The sequence below is a fragment of the Psychrobacter sp. NG25 genome, assembly GCF_015234355.1.
Classification (GTDB): domain Bacteria; phylum Pseudomonadota; class Gammaproteobacteria; order Pseudomonadales; family Moraxellaceae; genus Psychrobacter.
This window is the reverse complement of the sequence record NZ_JADGMV010000004.1, coordinates 316,280-331,389: the sequence shown is the minus strand read 5'-3', so window position 1 is coordinate 331,389 and position 15,110 is coordinate 316,280. Positions and strand designations below refer to the sequence as shown.

Sequence of the window (15,110 nt, the reverse complement as noted above, 5' to 3'; positions counted from 1 at the left end):
CCTGCTGTCAATTTGTTAGATGTTAACTTGGGAAATTTTAACTACGCCACCTGGCGGTAATAATAAAACATACTTATCTTGGCATATACCACAGTCAATAAAGCACATACTATATACAATATCTGCTATGCAAACGGCAAGCTAGATTTTTAGCCTATTAAAATAGGAACTATCAGGATTTAATCGCTTGATGGCAGTACGTGATGATGCAGAAATATGTCAGTATAGTCGCGACTTTATGTAACTGTGTCAGAAACAATTCAACAACTAAAAAACCCTGCTGAACCGTTACTCTCAGCTTACCCCACCTTTACCGAACTTATGCACAAATGATAAAATAGAGTCTAGAACGTCATCCAACGTTCTGTTTTTTATTTATGCATGTATTGCTGGACGCCTAGACGTTTAATGGCTACTGGGTGTCGACCACTGCATGTCAATTTGACTTTCTGTAAACAGGTGATACCGCTCATGGAAAAACTCGTAGCGATCATTATGGCAATTTTCGCCGCCCCTCTACTTATCGGTGGCGCTTATCTGCTCTCTTTAGGCGGTAGTCCTTACTATCTTTTTGCTGGCGTTATCATGCTAACGACAGCATTTTTATTGTTCAAAAAACATTGGAGTGCTTACGGGCTATATGCTCTCTTTATAGTCGCGACCATTGTCTGGGCACTGTGGGAATCTGGCTTTTACTGGTGGGCACTAGCACCTCGAGTTGGTTTCCCGCTCATATTTGGTTTGCTCATGCTATTGCCTTGGGTGTCAAATAAGATGCGTGGGCATAAGACTGCCGTATCGACGAGCGCTGCTAGCACGTCAACAAACACGACCACAGAGACGAATAAGAAAAGCCCTCTATATTATTGGGGACTGCTTGCTAGTGTCGGCGTAGGCGCGCTGCTCTCTTTTGGTAGCTTAGCAAACAACGCCACTGATAAATTAGGCGAGCTTGATTTGAGCGCCGCAGATGATGGCGAGCAAAACGCAACATCAACCGATACTGCTGCAAATCTTGGTGATCCTCTATCAAACGGCCAGCAAACGCCAGATGGTGAATGGAGCGCTTATGGTCGTACTGACTATGGGCAACGTTACTCGCCTTTAACTCAAATCAACACTGATAATGTCAAAGATTTAGAGCTGGCTTGGCAAATCCAAACAGGTGATGTCAAAGGTCCTGACGATGTCGGCGAGACTACTTATCAAGCAACGCCGTTAAAAATTGGCAATGCGCTGTACTTATGTACGCCTCACAACTGGGTAATGGCATTAGATGCTGACTCTGGTGAGTCACTATGGACGTTTGATCCAAAAGTAGAGAAAAACCTACAACGCCAGCATCAAACTTGCCGTGGTGTGTCTTATTATGCTGGTCAATCGGGCTCTAATACGACGCCTGCCCTTACTAATGAAGAGACAACCGATAACAGCGCCATTACTAATGAAGCTGCGGCCAGCAGTAATGTGATGGTTGAAAAAATCGTTGGTAATACTTTTGAAAACGCGTCTAAACAATGCGATGCCAAGATATTTATTCCAACCTCTGATGCTAAATTATATGCACTTGATCCAAACACTGGTCAACGCTGCCAAGATTTTGGTGATGATGGTGCACTAGATTTGATGCATAACATGCCATTTAATCAAGCAGGGTATTATTATTCGACGTCACCACCAGTAATCGCTGGTGATACCATCATCGTAGCTGGTGCTGTCAACGATAACTATGATGTCAACTCACCTTCTGGTGTGATCCGTGCTTATAATGTCAATACTGGTGAGCTGCTTTGGAACTGGGACTCAGGCGATCCTGAAAACACAGCACCTTTCGATGTCAATGACCCAACCCAAACTTATAAGACCAGCTCGCCGAATTCATGGTCAGTCGCCACTGCCGATGAAGAGCTTGGATTAGCCTATTTCCCAATGGGCAATCGTACGCCTGATCAGCTAGGCAGTTATCGAAATGCCGCTGAAGAAAAATATGCAACGTCTGTGGTCGCGTTAGATCTCAAAACCGGTGAAGCACGCTGGGTTCAGCAGTTTGTCCATCATGACCTTTGGGATATGGACACCCCTGCTCAGCCAACATTGCTTGACTTAGATACCGCTGATGGTGTCCAGCCTGCATTGGTCGTACCGACCAAACAAGGTGACGTCTATGTCTTGAACCGTGCAACTGGCGAGCCGATTGTACCGATTAAAGAACGTGATGCGCCGCAAGGGTATCTGGTAGCAGGAGAGCATGCAGCACCGACTCAGCCTTACTCTGGTTTGAGCTTTGAGCCTGAACCGTTGACTGAAAAAGACATGTGGGGCGCCAGTCTCATTGATCAAATGATGTGTCGTATTGAGTTCAATCAGCTCAATTATGATGGTCGCTATACACCACCATCAACCAATGGTAGTTTGATCTATCCTGGTAACTTCGGCACCTTTAACTGGGGCGGCATCGCGGTCGATCCTGAGAATGGCGTAATGTTTGGTATGCCGACATATTTGGCATTTACCTCAAAACTCATTCCTAGAGATACATTGGGCGATGCAGAAACCAACAAAGGTGAGCAAGGAGTCAATGGGAACGAAGGCGCCGATTATGCAGTCGAGCTTGGGCCTTTCTTATCGCCGCTAGGTGTTCCTTGTCAGCAGCCACCATGGGGCACGATAGCAGGTGCAGATCTAGCCACTGGTGACATCGCTTATCAGCGTAAAAATGGTACCGTACAAGACTTGTCTCCTATTCCTATCAAACTGGAATTGGGTGTCCCTGGTATCGGTGGTCCTATCATTACTAAGGGCGGCGTAGCGTTCTTGTCAGCAGCGACGGAAAACAACTTCCGAGCTTATGATTTGAAAAATGGCGACGTGCTATGGAACGTTCGTATTCCAGCAGGCGGTCAAGCCACACCAATGACTTATTTGAATTCTAAAGGTGAGCAAATGGTGCTATTGGTTGCTGGTGGACATGGTTCAGTTGGTACAACCATTGGTGATTACGTCTTGGCTTATAAACTTGGTGACAAATCAAAGTAAAGCCAAGTAACGCTAAGTAACGTCATCGCTTAACAATAAAGCGGCAATGATTCGATTCATTGCCGCTTTATTACTATGAAATGTCTTTAAATCATAGCTTTTATCAGTACTAAAGCAATCCGCTTGTGCTATCAAACCCCTTCAACTTGACTGTCATGGACTCCACTGCCAATGACTGTAAAATCGAGGTGATATACATCGGCATCGGCTAGGTGTATCTTTTTAGTTGTACCCGCCACAGCTTTGTCTTCACCAAGCCTAGTATACTCCACGGTGTACTGTTTGAACGGTGCAAGATTATTTGAATAAGATGATATCTAGACCAGAATAGTTACTATCAGAATAGTTACTATATTAAGTTGTAATTATAAATCCTAACTTCTTCTATGATGGAGTCGGGATCTTCTTCAAGCTCTAAGCCCCCAGCTACGAAATATATCTCTTCAATGAACTGTCCTTTATCATCCGCTAGATAATGCACATCTTCCGTATCATCCAAAACTAACGCATGATCTATATCTCCGATACGGCTACCAATTTTGATACCACCCTCAAATATTTCGCCTTGATAACCAGTACCAGCAATAATAATGCATAAAGTTCCTTGCTTATTAAATACAAATTCCAGCTTAGGATCCGAAAAATATATTCTATATTCGTTTTTATTCTGTATCTCGTACAGTAATACACCTGTATTTTCTAAAGCTAAATAAACAGTCCAAGGAACTTTATTTCCATCTATAGTCTGATCGACATAAGGCAAAAAGCTTTCCAGTTTTTCACCTAATGTGAACCCTACTAAGGATTTGCCAACCTCTGCTTTAGCATGTATATCCAAATGAGCCATTTATTTAATTAACCTTATATTGACTAATAAACTTTGCAAGCCTGAAAATAGTATTAAATCGTGATTGGTGCGCTATACAGGAGTCGAACTATTGACCGTATAACCAGAGATAAGAGCCTACCAATCCAGCGTTTAATCTGCCTATCACTTAGTCCAAAATCAAATAACCTATAGCCGTATTAAAAACACCTAAATCATAAAATTCAAACCAACTCTATTAACAATAAATGCTCGGTGACACCAGCTGAACAGCGCTATAATAAAAAATCAGTGCAACCAAGGAAGGTGAGCACAATGTGTGGCTCTATGTGGCTCTCGTTCAATCGGTAACTAAGATGCGGACGTATCATCACACAAACGTTTGATAAGAGAATAGGATATGTTAATGCTTCGATTAAAATGCGGATACATAACGCTCAAAAGTGCTTTGAGCGGATTACTATTGCCAGCACTAATAATGATTACGGTGCCTAACACGCAAGCAGCTACGCCTATAAAAAAGCCTTCTATCAGTAAAGCTACTATTACAAAACCTATCAAACCAATTGCGGATGTCATCACTTATGCCGAGCGTGATTGGCACTCAGATGATGGAAAGTTTTTATTAACGATATATTCAGGGGTGTGGAATCCGCATGGCACTTTATTCTATCTAAACAAGGATGACAGTGTTTCAGTCGAAGGGTTTCAAAAAGGATTGAACATTACCTTAAAATCATATGATCCAGAGGTGGGTTTAGAAGCGCCACCAGAATATGCTATCGATGGCACTCTAAATTTACGCAGCAATACTTTGGTCGGAACCGTCACCCACTATCCTGAGGGCAAAGCGACAGTCAAAAAAACCACCTTTACCCCAGCGATTCCTATTAAAACCTATCCACAGTTTTCTTTTAAATATTATGGCGTTGATAATGACCTTTGGTATCGCTCTACTATTACCCGAGTAGATGTCATTGATAAAGACACTAAAAAACTGGTGCAAAAGTTATCGGGGTTTGAGGCATCTGCGTACAGTACCAGATACGTAGACATAAACTACGACGGCTATTTTGATCTGGTATTGAACGCCGCAGAAGGTGACCACAGTGAGAAATATATTTACTGGCTCTATGATCCACAAAGCAAAAAGTTCGTGCGTAATAAAACGTTAGAGGCAGTTTTAGGCTACGCAACACGTTATCCGCATAAGCAACTGGCACGCTTTGACGACGACACCTTACAACGTGTAGAGGGTAAATGGAAAAGAGTGCCTTGCTGCTAGGGCATGTCCTCAATTCAAGCGCTAATCGTTTTAGAGTTCTTTGACTCTATACACGACTAAAAATACCTGTTAAATACTTCAATTACCTACAGTAAATACACCCAATGATTTAAACCTATCTAACAAAACAGCTGTTACCGATTGCAGCGTATTTGCACCCCACTCCCACAAGCTTTATTTAACCATATATCAGCTTGAGATTTATCCTGCTGTACCCCTCTGCCATAGTTATACATCATACCGATGACATATGCTGCCGTGGCATCACCTTGCTCAGCCGCTTTCAGATACCAGTTGAATGCCTGATTATAATCTCGATCTACGCCATAGCCATTTTCGAACATCCATGCCAGATTATATTCGGCTTCAGTTAATCCTTGAGCTGCTGATCTCTGATACCACATGACTGCTTTAGCATAGTCCTTAGCCATGCCATTGCCGTTCTCATACATAACCGCGAGGTTATTTTGAGCATCAGCATGTCCTTGCTTAGCTGCTTTTTGATACCAATTAAATGCTTGGTTATCGCTTTGAGCAACCCCTTCGCCATGACTGTACATAACGCCAAGGCTATACTGTGCTTCATCATAGCCTTGCTCAGCTGACTTCTGCCACCACTCCCTAGCCTTGGTATAATCTTGCTCAACACCTTTACCAAAATAGTGCATAGCGCCCAGAACATATTGAGCCTTTGCTTGTCCCTGATTGGCCGCTTTGGTGAGCCATTCGACCACTTTACTAGCGTCCTGCTCCACACCATTGCCTTCGTGATAGAGAATACCAAGCTCAAATTGAGCATCCGCATTACCTTGCTCCGCCATAGCTTGAGTCGTTGCAAGGTCTGCGCTAGCAGCTGGTAACGTTATCCCAAATGATAAGCCCAGAATCAACACGTTATAAATAACAGAAGTTTTAAATTTAGACCTCATTACCACTCTCCCTACGAAAAGCAAATATCTCATTAAATAGCATAGACAATTCGCAGACATTTCGTACTTTTTTTGACTATGCAGGACTTTATTTATAAGCTAGGCTAGTGCAATTAATAGCAACAGCGACTTCTTGATTATATAATCAATCCTCTATAAAACAGTAACAGCGTTAATAATTAGGAAAAACCTTATGGCAGAATTAGAATCAAACATCGAATTAGAAGCCGCGGCATTTCGTCGCTTACTAGCTCATTTAGACGAGCGTAAAGATGTACAAAATATTGAACTGATGAACCTTGCTGATTTTTGTCGTAACTGCTTATCCAAATGGTATAAAGCGGCTGGTGAAGAGCGTGGTATTGAAATCGAATACGAGGATGCGCGCGAGCTTGTTTATGGCATGCCTTATGCTGAGTGGAAAGAGAAGTATCAACAGAAAGCAACGCCAGAGCAGTTAGCGCGTTTTAACGAGATTGAAGCTGCTAAGAATAAAGCGGATTAAAACTGACAGTGATGACTCAAATAAAATAAGCCACCACTAGAGAGTGATATCAAAAAACCCAACATTGCCGCTAGATTAGCGGCTTTCTATAGATTTAAGTATGCTACTAAACCCTATGGTTCCTTGTTTCTGCATTTGACGGTCAAATAGGCGACCGACTAATGGCAATGGTACCGTCAATCGACCTTCAGATACCCAAGTCACGTGTGTGGTGCCATCGCCCAAGTCTTTTAAATCAATAACACCTTTATCATGTTGCATTTTTATAGGTCTAGATTTTTCGATTTGGTATTGCATGTGAATAGGACGCTCAAACGCCGTAATTCGCTCCCAAAACTTAACAGGTCCCGATTGAATGGTACGTAAAGCCCCAACGCCATTACGCTCCTTGTCACCTTCATTCACCAACTTAGCTACACCTACCGCTTTAAATGAGCCATAACTGGCGTGGTCACTCAGTGCCTCAAATACCTCATCGATCGGTTTTTTGACAATGCGTTCTACTTTTATTTTAAACATAATATTATCCTGTTAAGGTCAAAGTTAAAATTATTTAGCTTACGGACATTTAAAAAATGAAGAAAGCAGTCGCACGTTAAAAACTTATGATCGCGAAACTACTACCGCTTAGACCCTCGGCCTTTTGAAGGACGCCTGCCATTGGTAGCAGGTTTGCCATTGCCTCCAGACTTACCATTACCCCCTGACGGCTTACCACGACCAGCAGGACGTCCATCCCTACCTTTAGAACCCGCTGGCTTTTTAGCATCATCCTTAGCGTATTTGTTACGCCCCTTTGCCGCACCCGCCGATTTTGAAGATGGTTTTGACTTTGATGAAGCATCGGTACGAGGTTTTTTTCGTGGCGCATTACTAGATTTCTTAGATGACTTACTGTCTTGCGAAGAAGAGTCTTCTACAGATTTAAGTAATACAGACAATTCTTTTGGCGTTAAGTCTCGCCAGTCTCCAACGGGCGTACCCTTGAGGCTTACATTCATAATCCGCGTACGCTCAAGCTTCACGACTTCATAACCAAAATGCTCACACATACGGCGAATTTGACGGTTTAGACCTTGAACTAGCGTAATGTTAAACACATTAGGCGCTACTTTAGTCACTGGGCATTTTTTCGTCATCTTGCCAAGCATCGGCACACCGCCTGCTAAACCCTCGATAACACTATCGGTTAACGGCTTATTCACCGTGACCAAATACTCTTTCTCATGGTTATTACCAGCACGTAGCACCTTGTTGACCAGATCGCCATTATTGGTCAAAAATATTAACCCTTGGGAATCTTTATCCAAACGTCCAATCGGGAAAATACGTAAACTATGTCTCACAAAATCGACAATGTTATTTTTCTCAGAGCTTTCTGTGGTGCTCACAATACCTACCGGCTTATTCAAGACGATAAACACAAAATCATCGGGCTCTCGTGGCTCAATAAGCTGCCCATTAACCTTTACCGCATCTCCAGCAGCCACTTGGTCACCCACCGAAGCGCGCTTGCCATTAATGTACACATTACCTTGTTCAATAAAGCGATCAGCATCTCGCCTGGAGCAGATACCGCTTTCGCTGATGTATTTATTCAAACGAGTCGAGGAAGCGTTAAACATAGAGCACCGTTTTACCTGAGGAAAAGCTTTTTTGCTCAAAAAGCCTAAATTGAATGGATTATCAATAACGAAATAGCTCTCATTATATAGGAAATTCAGTGTCCCTTTGAGGAGAGATGAGCGAAGAGTTAGAAATATATCCAGAGTTGTGTCAATCAGAATGGCGTCAAAATCACTTGTTCATCATATCAAAGGTTTAAAAAATGGGTCAGCATTGAAAAACATGGAACGGATTGAGCTTATCGCTTCAATTTTCTGAACTTAATGCACTTTGACCTATGCTATTCATTCCGTGATGCGTTTTTCTAACTCAGCTAATAGCTTACATGCACTTGAGACTCAAGTAATGAGAATAGAATAAAAAACGCAGAGCACCACTTGATGCTCTGCGTTTTTTAGATTGAACTGTATTTACAGAATACTGCGCCTAAATTGTAGATAGCCCGCTGTGATTGCCGCCGCATCTTCTATCTGCGGATAGTGACCTAACATAAGCATATTGGTTATATTAGCATTGGGTATCAACTGACGATAACGATCAATCATATGCTGTCCTGAGATGGGATCTTTGGCACCAGCTATCAATTTCACAGGTATATTACTGTTGATAATCGCACTTACCCATCGCTCACGGTACTGCTGGCGTTGGGGTATATAGTTAATCAACTTATGCATCACACCCAATCCGTTATTGTGATTTAACAATTGCCATAGCGTGTCTATCACCTCTGACGTAGGCTGTGTATCGGGGCCAAATATCCGCTGTAAGCTGCCTGCAAATTTCTGTTTATTAATCAGCTTTGATACCAGAGGGCCTAATGGCGATAGCAGTAGCTTTTGCACCAAGATAGGTTTGTGCGTCTCAGGAAACAGACCACCGTTTAAGAAGCATACGCTAGCAATGCGTAGCCCAGCACACCCCTCAACTTGTCTTGCCAGCAATTCCTGAGCCACTGTATCACCATAGTCATGCGCTAATATATGATAATCACTAACGCCCAGCTTTTCTAAAACAGCTTGATAAATATCGGCCTGCTCACTGATTAGATAACGCGCGTTTTTGGGTTTGTCTGACAATCCAAACCCCAGCATATCGAGGGTGATGACATAATAGTGCTCGGTTAGCGCCTCCCACATGCCCTCCCAGTCCCAACTGGCACTAGGATAACCATGAATCAATAGCAATACGGGCGCACTTTTATCCCCTGCATACCGAGTAAATATTTGGTGCCCATGAATAGTTTCATACTGTCCCTGCCGTTGCCACTCATCAAGAGTTATCATGAGAGACTTACTCCTCAAATGACGGGTCAGTGCGGCGTAATTTTCTTAGTAATGCAGGCCATGCGATATCGCCATTCGCGCCTCGAGTCACTTGCTCTGACGCAGCTTGGATACCTGCCAAAATTTGTGCTGGTATTGGTGTCAATACACCGCCCCCGCTCTGTGCTTTGATTTGAATCTCGCAAGCTCTTTGCATGATATACATGTACAAAAACGCATTGGCGACCGTATCAGCACAAGTGAGTAGACCATGGTTACGCAAAATCATGAAGTGAGCATCGCCTAAATCAGCAACCAAGCGTACTTTTTCTTCAGGGTTTAATGCGACACCTTCGTAGTCGTGGTATGCCAAGTTAGATAGTGGAAATAATGACTGTTGCGAGATGGGCAGTAAGCCTCTTTCTTGCGCTGAGACAGCAACGCCATCATTTGTGTGCAGATGAATGACGCAGTGCGCATCGTCGCGAGCTTCGTGCACAGCACTATGAATGATAAACCCAGCTGGGTTTACGTCGAACTCTGATGGTGCTACTTTTTCGCCTAATTTATTGACCTTAACCAGACTGGATGCTGTAATCTCTTCGAATAACATCCCATACGGATTTATTAAAAACTCATCCTCAGTACCCGGTACGCGTGCAGAGATATGAGTGAATACCAGATCGTCCCAGCCATAAGAGGCAATCATTCGATAACAGGCAGCAAGATTTACTCGCATCTGCCACTCTTGTTCGCTCATATTATGGTGTACACTCGATGATGAATCCATTGATGTAGTGGTTTGCATAGCTGTTTGCATGGTGTATTCCTTTACTGTTTTAAATATCCCGAATGATTACCTTACACCATTTTATAAAACCAAATCTGTCAAAAACATTACACTTATGAATATTAATCATTATTTAAATGATGACCCATGGTTTAGTCAACTACCAGCCATTGTGCAGCCGCTACTGGCGGGTGATGCTATGCTAAAAGTATACCAAAAAGGTCAAATGATTCATGCCATCGGTGATGGCGATGATGCCGCTCTACACTTTGTTGTGTCGGGTACGATTAGAGTGTGTAATGTGAGTGCTAGTGGGCATGCCATGACACTGGCGCATCTATCTAATGGCGAGTGGTTTGGTGAGATATCTATCATAGATGACAATCCTCGCACCCATGATGCGTGGACGATTAACAAAGTAACGCTCATCTCCATCCCTAGAAACCTAGTAATCCAGACAGCGCAATCGCATCCGATTTTATACAAGCATCTAGCCCTTATTACTTGCCAGCGAATCCGCCGAGCATTTGATTGGATTGACGATGCTACCTCACTCAATACCTCAGCGCGACTGGCTAGTATGCTGATTGGACTGATCGATACTTATGGCAAGCAAACGGGAGATGATATCAAAATAGATCTGCGCTTATCGCAAGAAGAGCTTGGCTTTATGCTTGGCACGACCAGACAAACCATCAATAAAATCATACAATCGTGGCAAAAGCAGAACCTTATCGATATGCACTATGGTTTTATCACTATAAAAGACAAGTCTCAATTAATGGCAATGATGAATCCTGCATAAACAGACCTTATCATTTGTTTTACTCGCTGCTATTAGACAATGCTCTTTTTCAAACAAGCAATATGTTCATTTGACAGCAGATTATGAGACAGTCTTGAAAACTGGCATGTATTATGGCAAAACAGTTGTATTAGATATTGATAGTCAAAAAATGCAAGAATATGGGTGCAAGTTTTATCAAGCAGAAAATAATGTTTGGCTTACTGTAGCAGTGCCACCCGCTTATATAAATGTCTGTAAATAGTATGGACTCTTTAGATTACATCAACTAAAAAGCTAATGAACTTATGATATACCCTCACTATAAAGGCGTGTTGAACGTTCAATAATAACCCTAATAGCAGCTATCGGTGAATGCTCAACACGCCTTAGACACAGCTCATATAGAATGTGCAATGTGCCGCGACAACCTACTCTATAGGCTTATCTTTTATACTACTCAGCATCATCTAATAACTTGTTCAGTGCCTCTACCATGGCATCATCCATGATGTTGTCTTCTACATAGTTGACTATTCCATCTATAGTCGACAGATCCATTTCACGAATACATAAGCTGGCTAGCTGCTCATTGATAGATTCTAAGCTTTCATTATCTTCAGCGTCATCCAACAGATGCTCTTCGAATCTACCTCTGACGAACCAATACATTTTTTCTAACAAGCTTTCTTTTTTGGTTAACGTAGAATAGCCATCACCATAAATAAATAAATTGAAATGATAAGGTATCTCTACATCATTGATGAAAAAAGTACGTTTACATTCTAGTGTGTAAGCTTGGATATCTTCTTCGACACCTTCTTCATTTTTATTGTCTTCATCATACTCAATCGCTTCTTCTATCAACCCACCTAGTATTTGATAGTCGCCTACTTTGATTTTGTGATTGTAAATAATACTTGATTCCGCGATGGCTTCAAAAATAATAGCACTGATGTCTAACGTATTATTATCAATGTCATAAAATCTTTTTAGTGCTGGCAAAAACTCAGTCAGCTGCTCTTCAGGTACTTTAATGAGAAACTGCTGTTCGTATATTTTAATCATGTCTTCAGGAGCATAGGCATTAGCACTATCAGTCTCGTTCCTACCGATAGGCTGCAAGGGTAAAAAGTTAAACGGGTTATCATTGGTCATTCAGAACTGCCTTTTTTATTTGGATTAACGTTGTTAAGTGTGAGCCATTACTTATTTGTAATAGCTTATAAGTGCACGACTATTTGCAATGTCACAGTGCCTTAAAATCTATGGGCGTATTGTCTCTTATTCAGACACTTTTAGATATATATGCGGCTCAAAATATAAGTATTTATAGCAGGTTAAAAGTCTACCTTACCTCGCAGCGCCTTGGTCTTACCTCGCTGGGTTTTTTTATCTACACGTTTACGCTTGGCATTTCTACTAGGCCTTGTAGGCTTTCGGTTTTTGCTGATAGAAGTGGCTTGTATGATAAATTGTTGCAAGCGCTCAATAGCGTCTGCCTTGTTTCTTTCTTGCGTGCGAAATTGCTGCGCTTTTAGTACAAACACACCTTCTTTACTAATACGGTTATCATTACTGGTCAGTAGACGCTCTTTTTGCGGAGCGCTGAGACTTGATGTCGTTATATCAAAACGCAGATGAATGGCAGAAGAGACTTTGTTGACGTTTTGCCCGCCAGCACCTTGCGCACGTATGGCGCTAATATCTACTTCGTGGTCATTGAGCCGGATGGTATTGCTAATGAAAATCATGATTTTCTTTTATATAAATAATCCATAATGTCTGCTTATCATAAATCATTATCGACAAAGCAGCTACTTATAGTCAATTCTCTATAAAAGGGTGACCGCGTTAACCTCGCTTGAAGTATCACACATATATCTGCACTCGGTTGCCTTGACTCTCTTTTAAACTAAATCAAATATACAATATTAATAATGACAGCAAGCGTTAAAGAGTGACGTTTTAAAGCTCTCTGGCATTAAATATTGCTTAGAATTTTGAGATTATATTGACCTAAAGATTAGTAAGACCCAGTAAATAAGACAGGACTCTACAGTCAAATAGATTGCTAGGTTTTTAAAAAGTAGTTACAATCGATTAATAATCCCGCCATATTTACGACAAGGAAGTCGATATGTCTCATCATACACCTCGTGCTGTTATTGAACGCCCTACTCTAAAAACCCTTACTCAGAGCATACTAGCCATTACACTATGTACGGCCGGACTCGCTCATGCTAATGACTATAGTAGCGTGACGTTTTTTGGTGACAGTTTGACGGATGGTGGATACTTCAGTCCACTTACCCAAGGCACTTTTGGACTTGAGGAATCAGGTCAGTTCACTACCAACCCTGACAATACATGGGCAACCTCATTCGCTGAGCAGCTAGGTACAACCGCTGTCGCCAATACCTATGATGGTAGTCAAACGGGTAATAACTATGCCATTGGCGGCGCAAGAGCAGGCGTAGACGTCACTGCTTTTGGCATTCCAGTGGCTTCTGCCAATAGCCAAGTCGATAGCTATGTCGCCAATAACAAAGTAGATCCTAATGGACTATATGTTGTTTGGGCAGGTGCAAACGACCTACTTGCTGCGGCTACAGATCCTGATAATGCCCAAACCACGATACTTGGCGCAGTGGCTAGTCAGGTCGACACCATCAATACACTAAAAGACAATGGTGCAAATTATATTTTAGTACCCAATATTCCTGATATCGGTCTAACACCTAGAGCTATCGAGCAAGGAGCTGTAGCACAAGCGCAAAGTACTGGTGTAACCAGTCTATATAATCAATTTATGCTCAGTGGTGTGGCAAATACTGGGGCTAATATCATACCGTTAGATATGTTTAGCTTATTGCAAGAAGTCGCAGACAACCCTACCGCCTACGGCTTTACTAATATCACGACACCTGCTTGTAATACAGACAGCTCCCTCACTTGTGGATCAAGCGACTTAGTCACTCCAGATGCCAACGAAACCTACTTTTTTGCGGATGGCATACATCCGACCGGTAGTGCGCATCAAATGATTGCTGACTATGCAAATGCTGTTGTCACTGCGCCTAGCCTAATCGGTGTCCTGCCACATATTGCAACTACCACAGGACTAGCAACCAATGAGCGCTTACAATCTCACGTCAACCAAATCCAAAGCAGTGAGCAAAAGCCTGACCGTACGTTATGGGCGGTAGGTGAATTTGAAGATCAAGACATCGCAGGGTTTGATAGTGATAACAATACACAAGTACTATTCGGCGTAGACTTTGCTCATCCCAATTCAGCAAACGCAGTCACTGGCTTATATGGCAACATTACTCAAAAAGAATTTGATAACTCAGGTGTCGCTACGGGTTTAAGCAATATTGAATTAGATGAAGTAGGGTTTGGTGTCTATCATAGCAATACGCTAGACAATTTTGGTGGCGTACAAATTAATGGTGCTGTGGGTTTTGGCAATATGGATGTGGATGTCACACGCGCCGTCACGCTCGGCAGCTATAAGCAAGAATTTAAATCAAATGCTGATGGCAAACGTTTTTATGCCAACGTACAGGCCGGCTACCCAATGCAAGTAAGCAGCGTTGCTATCACTCCATATATCGGTGCAACTGCTAGCCGTGTAAAGATTAGTGAGCTTGAAGAACAAGAAAACTCTGGCATCGCCATGCAGTTCGATGAGCAAAAATACACAACTACTTATGGCAAGCTTGGGGTCAAAGCCAATCATAATGTCATGGAAAAACTAAACGTGTTCGGTGATATCCATTATCAAAAGCAGCTAAGTGACAATCGTGAAGCCGTAACAGCACGCCTAAACACATTGTCTAACATTAGCTTTAGCACACCAATGGCACAAACTGACGATGACAACTTTGCAATGACACTTGGGCTATCTAAGAACTTTGGTCAACTGAGTGCCAATGCAGGTGTTACGCATTCACAAGGTGATGATGATAAATCAACGAGTTTGTTTGTTGGGCTTAGCGGCGCATTTTAAATAGCTCTCTCATCAAAGCCTAAAGTATAGAGTGTAAAATCGCTGCATTGAA

At 42.3% G+C, this 15,110-nt stretch carries 14 protein-coding genes; 6 read left to right on the top strand and 8 right to left on the bottom strand.

Annotation, left to right across the window (positions count from 1 at the left end; translation table 11 throughout):
• Window positions 1-471 precede the first annotated feature (471 nt).
• A complete protein-coding gene (locus tag IPZ60_RS08500; protein ID WP_194197368.1) occupies window positions 472-3,036 on the top strand; it encodes a membrane-bound PQQ-dependent dehydrogenase, glucose/quinate/shikimate family in 2,565 nt (854 codons plus the stop codon).
• A 349-nt stretch (window positions 3,037-3,385) separates the two neighbouring features.
• Here IPZ60_RS08500 and IPZ60_RS08495 read toward each other — a convergent pair whose 3' ends face one another.
• The gene (locus IPZ60_RS08495) at window positions 3,386-3,883 is read right to left on the bottom strand and encodes a hypothetical protein (protein ID WP_194197367.1); all 498 of its coding nucleotides are present in this window, start codon (window positions 3,881-3,883) and stop codon (window positions 3,386-3,388) included.
• Between the two features lie 385 nt (window positions 3,884-4,268).
• On the opposite strand from IPZ60_RS08495, the gene IPZ60_RS08490 reads away from it, so the two are divergent.
• Entirely contained in the window at window positions 4,269-5,147 is an 879-nt protein-coding gene (locus IPZ60_RS08490) for a hypothetical protein (protein ID WP_194197366.1), read from the top strand.
• 134 nt (window positions 5,148-5,281) lie between these two features.
• On the opposite strand, the gene IPZ60_RS08485 is transcribed toward IPZ60_RS08490, so the two are convergent.
• On the bottom strand, window positions 5,282-6,076 hold the full coding sequence (locus IPZ60_RS08485; protein WP_194197365.1) for an SEL1-like repeat protein: 795 nt from the start codon (window positions 6,074-6,076) through the stop codon (window positions 5,282-5,284).
• A 193-nt stretch (window positions 6,077-6,269) separates the two neighbouring features.
• Between IPZ60_RS08485 and IPZ60_RS08480 the strand changes: the two genes are divergently transcribed.
• Window positions 6,270-6,581 carry a DUF1244 domain-containing protein gene (locus IPZ60_RS08480; protein WP_194197364.1) on the top strand — a complete coding sequence of 104 codons (312 nt, stop codon included), beginning with the start codon at window positions 6,270-6,272 and terminating at the stop codon, window positions 6,579-6,581.
• A gap of 75 nt (window positions 6,582-6,656) precedes the next feature.
• Here the strand turns inward: IPZ60_RS08480 and IPZ60_RS08475 are convergent, their stop codons facing one another.
• The 4 genes from IPZ60_RS08475 to IPZ60_RS08460 all read right to left on the bottom strand — a co-directional run bounded on the left by IPZ60_RS08475 (window position 6,657) and on the right by IPZ60_RS08460 (window position 10,289).
• Complete coding sequence (locus IPZ60_RS08475; protein ID WP_194197363.1) at window positions 6,657-7,100, bottom strand: SRPBCC family protein; 444 nt, start codon at window positions 7,098-7,100, stop codon at window positions 6,657-6,659.
• A gap of 101 nt (window positions 7,101-7,201) precedes the next feature.
• Window positions 7,202-8,206, bottom strand: coding sequence for a 23S rRNA pseudouridine(2604) synthase RluF (rluF, locus tag IPZ60_RS08470; RefSeq protein ID WP_194197362.1), 1,005 nt, complete (start codon window positions 8,204-8,206; stop codon window positions 7,202-7,204).
• 411 nt (window positions 8,207-8,617) lie between these two features.
• A complete protein-coding gene (locus IPZ60_RS08465) occupies window positions 8,618-9,490 on the bottom strand; it encodes an alpha/beta fold hydrolase (protein WP_194197361.1) in 873 nt (290 codons plus the stop codon).
• 7 nt (window positions 9,491-9,497) lie between these two features.
• On the bottom strand, window positions 9,498-10,289 hold the full coding sequence (locus IPZ60_RS08460; protein WP_227669290.1) for a class II aldolase/adducin family protein: 792 nt from the start codon (window positions 10,287-10,289) through the stop codon (window positions 9,498-9,500).
• 85 nt (window positions 10,290-10,374) lie between these two features.
• On the opposite strand from IPZ60_RS08460, the gene IPZ60_RS08455 reads away from it, so the two are divergent.
• Together IPZ60_RS08455 and IPZ60_RS14360 are read left to right on the top strand one after the other, a co-directional pair.
• Window positions 10,375-11,064 carry a Crp/Fnr family transcriptional regulator gene (locus IPZ60_RS08455; RefSeq protein ID WP_194197360.1) on the top strand — a complete coding sequence of 230 codons (690 nt, stop codon included), beginning with the start codon at window positions 10,375-10,377 and terminating at the stop codon, window positions 11,062-11,064.
• Complete coding sequence (locus tag IPZ60_RS14360) at window positions 11,054-11,308, top strand: RNA 2'-phosphotransferase (RefSeq protein ID WP_369074415.1); 255 nt, start codon at window positions 11,054-11,056, stop codon at window positions 11,306-11,308. Before IPZ60_RS08455 ends, IPZ60_RS14360 begins: the two co-directional genes overlap by 11 nt.
• Before the next feature lie 191 nt (window positions 11,309-11,499).
• Here the strand turns inward: IPZ60_RS14360 and IPZ60_RS08445 are convergent, their stop codons facing one another.
• Both IPZ60_RS08445 and arfB read right to left on the bottom strand, forming a co-directional pair.
• Window positions 11,500-12,201 carry a hypothetical protein gene (locus tag IPZ60_RS08445; protein ID WP_194197358.1) on the bottom strand — a complete coding sequence of 234 codons (702 nt, stop codon included), beginning with the start codon at window positions 12,199-12,201 and terminating at the stop codon, window positions 11,500-11,502.
• Window positions 12,202-12,383: 182 nt separating this feature from the next.
• Window positions 12,384-12,797, bottom strand: coding sequence for an alternative ribosome rescue aminoacyl-tRNA hydrolase ArfB (gene arfB, locus IPZ60_RS08440; RefSeq protein ID WP_194197357.1), 414 nt, complete (start codon window positions 12,795-12,797; stop codon window positions 12,384-12,386).
• 386 nt (window positions 12,798-13,183) lie between these two features.
• Between arfB and IPZ60_RS08435 the strand changes: the two genes are divergently transcribed.
• Complete coding sequence (locus IPZ60_RS08435) at window positions 13,184-15,058, top strand: autotransporter domain-containing protein (protein WP_194197356.1); 1,875 nt, start codon at window positions 13,184-13,186, stop codon at window positions 15,056-15,058.
• The last annotated feature ends 52 nt before the right edge of the window (window positions 15,059-15,110 follow it).

Excerpts from the sequence above, each read along its gene's own strand:
- IPZ60_RS08465 (WP_194197361.1), bottom strand. The coding sequence starts at position 9,490 with ATGATAACTCTTGATGAGTGGCAACGGCAGGGACAGTATGAAACTATT.
- arfB (WP_194197357.1), bottom strand. The coding sequence starts at position 12,797 with ATGATTTTCATTAGCAATACCATCCGGCTCAATGACCACGAAGTAGAT.
- IPZ60_RS08495 (WP_194197367.1), bottom strand. The coding sequence starts at position 3,883 with ATGGCTCATTTGGATATACATGCTAAAGCAGAGGTTGGCAAATCCTTA.
- IPZ60_RS08460 (WP_227669290.1), bottom strand. The coding sequence starts at position 10,289 with ATGCAAACAGCTATGCAAACCACTACATCAATGGATTCATCATCGAGT.
- IPZ60_RS08500 (WP_194197368.1), top strand. The coding sequence starts at position 472 with ATGGAAAAACTCGTAGCGATCATTATGGCAATTTTCGCCGCCCCTCTA.
- IPZ60_RS08485 (WP_194197365.1), bottom strand. The coding sequence starts at position 6,076 with ATGAGGTCTAAATTTAAAACTTCTGTTATTTATAACGTGTTGATTCTG.
- IPZ60_RS08475 (WP_194197363.1), bottom strand. The coding sequence starts at position 7,100 with ATGTTTAAAATAAAAGTAGAACGCATTGTCAAAAAACCGATCGATGAG.
- IPZ60_RS08455 (WP_194197360.1), top strand. The coding sequence starts at position 10,375 with ATGAATATTAATCATTATTTAAATGATGACCCATGGTTTAGTCAACTA.
- rluF (WP_194197362.1), bottom strand. The coding sequence starts at position 8,206 with ATGTTTAACGCTTCCTCGACTCGTTTGAATAAATACATCAGCGAAAGC.
- IPZ60_RS08490 (WP_194197366.1), top strand. The coding sequence starts at position 4,269 with ATGCTTCGATTAAAATGCGGATACATAACGCTCAAAAGTGCTTTGAGC.
- IPZ60_RS08445 (WP_194197358.1), bottom strand. The coding sequence starts at position 12,201 with ATGACCAATGATAACCCGTTTAACTTTTTACCCTTGCAGCCTATCGGT.
- IPZ60_RS08435 (WP_194197356.1), top strand. The coding sequence starts at position 13,184 with ATGTCTCATCATACACCTCGTGCTGTTATTGAACGCCCTACTCTAAAA.
- IPZ60_RS08480 (WP_194197364.1), top strand. The coding sequence starts at position 6,270 with ATGGCAGAATTAGAATCAAACATCGAATTAGAAGCCGCGGCATTTCGT.